At 61.3% G+C, this 2,852-nt stretch carries 4 protein-coding genes; 1 reads left to right on the forward strand and 3 read right to left on the reverse strand.

From position 1 onward, the window contains the following. Positions 1-15: 15 nt before the first annotated feature. From WBQ44_RS15915 to WBQ44_RS15925, 3 genes are all read right to left on the reverse strand, one after another. Positions 16-438, reverse strand: a complete 423-nt coding sequence (locus tag WBQ44_RS15915) for a hypothetical protein (protein ID WP_495567639.1) — start codon at positions 436-438, stop codon at positions 16-18. A 133-nt stretch (positions 439-571) separates the two neighbouring features. Further along, positions 572-1,036, reverse strand: a complete 465-nt coding sequence (locus tag WBQ44_RS15920) for an SRPBCC domain-containing protein (RefSeq protein ID WP_495567640.1) — start codon at positions 1,034-1,036, stop codon at positions 572-574. 260 nt (positions 1,037-1,296) lie between these two features. Next, the gene (locus WBQ44_RS15925) at positions 1,297-2,253 is read right to left on the reverse strand and encodes an SDR family NAD(P)-dependent oxidoreductase (RefSeq protein WP_495567641.1); all 957 of its coding nucleotides are present in this window, start codon (positions 2,251-2,253) and stop codon (positions 1,297-1,299) included. Between the two features lie 97 nt (positions 2,254-2,350). Between WBQ44_RS15925 and WBQ44_RS15930 the strand changes: the two genes are divergently transcribed. Continuing rightward, on the forward strand, positions 2,351-2,852 hold a 502-nt coding region (locus tag WBQ44_RS15930), incomplete at its 3' end, for a TetR/AcrR family transcriptional regulator (RefSeq protein WP_495567642.1).

The following is a 2,852-nucleotide window of genomic DNA, read 5'->3' on the forward strand; positions in this document are numbered from 1 at the left end:
GCTACCTGGCGTTGCTCACGCGTCGACCTTGTCCGACCATCCGCGGTACACCTGCGCTGCAAGTTCAAACACGGCTGCGAGTCCGAACCCGAAGAGAAACACTTCGCCCGGCCACGCGACTACGAAGGCGGAAACCACCGCCGTCCAGGCGAGAACGACTGCAACGGTGTCCATTCGAGCTGACGCAATCGGCCCCTCGCGTCGCGTGTGAGCCACAACGAGGCGCTTGCACAACCCGTTCACCGCATACGCAAAGGCGTACAGCCCGAACGAAAATCCGAGAATTCCTGCCAGCAGCCAACCTGGTTGCACTTCGTACTGGTCGCCGCGGACAACCGACCATGCAGCACCTGCGATCGCGTAGATCAGAGACCAGCCGACAATGAGCAGGAGGGTCAGACCGAAGACTGAGTCTTTCGGTGACGACGTCCACGACATGTTTCGAGACTAAGGGACAAGCTCCTGTAACTAAACCGGTTCGAAACGATTGTCCATATCGGACAGGGAAACACCGGCCACAAACCCTGTGTTGCAGGGACTGTGGCCGGTGTGTGCAATACCGAGTTCCGAACTACGAGGTGGCCTCCGCCGCGAGACGCTCGAGCGTGTGACCGAGCTGTTCCTTGGTGACGAGCGGGAACTTCACCTTTTCGAGTAGCTTCTTGTCGGTGACGTGCGACCAGTCATAGGTGTGGCGCACCAACGTCTCGTTCGGCCCCTGAGACTCCAACTCCCACAGCCATTCCCATCCGGGAGGTTCGGTGCCGGCGGGAGCCGTCTTCCATGCGAGCAATTTGTCCTTCGCGTACCCGGACACATGGTTGTCGGTCTTGTACTCGCCACCCATGTGGTCGCCCTGCATGTTCATCGTGAATACCTCGCCGACCTTCTGGATACGGTCGGCGTGATCCACTCCGCGAATGAAGCCGGAGCCGTCCAATGCCTGGTGTCGCTCCGGGTTGGAGAGGACGTCGAATACTGCATCGACAGGTGCCTCGATGGTGCGTTCGACAGTTACCTTCGTGGTGTCACTCATTCCTCCACCCTGCCTGTACATCGCCGAGTCGGCAACGTTGCCTGCGCAGTGGGCACAAACCCGCGGTCTATTCGTCGTCGAAGTCGTCGCGCTGCTTGAGGGACCCGAAGCCTCGACCTACGCGTAGCGCGATGGCCACAGCAATGACGCACCACACCGCAGCGATCCCCAGGATCCACCAGAACATCACCACAGTGTGACGGCACGGTAGTTGAACGGGGAACTAGCTGAGGTGAATGCTAAGAAATGTCACAACCGATTTACACGGATTCGCCCAAAACGGACGTCAGACGACCCGCGGACAGGGTCGACTCCTCACCCACAGGGAACGTGACACCGGTGAGTTCTTCGGAGATTGTCCACAACCGCTGCTGGATGTCGAGGTCGTACGACTGAGCGCTCGACGTGACGACCTTCGGATAGCCGCGGATCTCGGCCCTGCCGCTCGGACCGTAGTACTGGCTGCCGAGCGCGGCCGGATCGGTGGCAGCACGCAGAGTCGGCATGGCACCCATGGCGGGCGTCTGAGACAGCAGAGGAGCGACCCAACCGACTGGCACACGCAGCGCGGCAGGTGTGTAGCGAGTGAGTTCGGTGTTGGACAATCCCGGGTGAGCAGCCACAGCTGCCGTGGTGCCCTGACGCGCGAGCCGGCGCTGAAGTTCGTAGGTAAACAGCAAATTTGCGAGTTTGGACTGGCCGTAGGCGGCGGTGCGACTGTACGAGCGCTCCCACTGCAGGTCGTCGAAATGAATGGCGGCCCGGATGCGGTGGCCGGTACTACTCACCACGACGACGCGAGACCCGGCGACCGGCAGGAGCCGATCCAGAAGTAGGCCGGTCAGGGCGAAGTGACCGAGATGGTTTGTGCCGAACTGCATTTCGAAGCCATCTGCGGTGACCTGCTTCGGCGTGTACATCACCCCTGCGTTGTTGATCAAAAGGTCGATGCGTGGGTACTTCTCGCGGATGTCGGCCGCCGCGGACCGCACCGATTCGAGGGATGCCAAGTCGAGGGCCTGCACGCGGACGTCCCCGCCCATACGGGCCGCAGCCCGCTTGCCCTTCTCGACGTCGCGGACAGCCAAGACCACTGCTGTGCCTCGTGCCGCCAACATCCGTGCGGTCTCGTATCCCAGCCCGGTGTTCGCGCCGGTGACGATCGCTACCCGACCGTTCTGATCGGGAATGCACCGTTCGGTCCACTTTTCGGTCATGTCGTCTCCTAAGTACCGGCGGTCTGTTACACCTGAACCTTAAAAGACCGGCGGTCTACTGTCAAGAGACCGGCGGTCCGTAAGTTAGGCTGAGCCCATGAAATTCGAACGTGCGCGCAGTGAGGAGCAGCGAGAAGTCCGCCGTCAGACGATTTTGACCACCGCGGCGGCAATGCTGGTCGAGATGTCGGTCGCCGAGGTGACACTCAACGAGCTGAGCCGACGGGTCGGATTGGCGAAGTCCAATGTGCTGCGGTACTTCGAGTCACGTGAGGCCGTGCTGCTCGAGCTGCTGAACGATTTTTTGGGCGAGTGGCTGGCCGAGCTGACAACGATGTTGGCCGACGGAATCGACGCCGACGCGCCACTCGAGACCCGGGCCAATCGGTTCGCCGACATTCTCAGCCGTTCGCTGGCGGACAGGGTCGTGCTGTGCGACCTTTTCGGCGCACAAGGCGGCGTCCTCGAACACAACGTGTCCGTCGCGGTAGTCAAGCGGCACAAGCGATCATCCATCAGCAAACTCGCGGACATGACAGAGGTCGTGCAACAGCACCTGCCCGAACTCGGCGACGGTACCCAGATGTTCTGCCTGATGA

The organism is Rhodococcus sp. (in: high G+C Gram-positive bacteria), assembly GCF_049591685.1.
GTDB lineage: Bacteria > Actinomycetota > Actinomycetes > Mycobacteriales > Mycobacteriaceae > Rhodococcoides.

Excerpts from the sequence above, each read along its gene's own strand:
- WBQ44_RS15915 (WP_495567639.1), bottom strand. The coding sequence starts at position 438 with ATGTCGTGGACGTCGTCACCGAAAGACTCAGTCTTCGGTCTGACCCTC.
- WBQ44_RS15920 (WP_495567640.1), bottom strand. The coding sequence starts at position 1,036 with ATGAGTGACACCACGAAGGTAACTGTCGAACGCACCATCGAGGCACCT.
- WBQ44_RS15925 (WP_495567641.1), bottom strand. The coding sequence starts at position 2,253 with ATGACCGAAAAGTGGACCGAACGGTGCATTCCCGATCAGAACGGTCGG.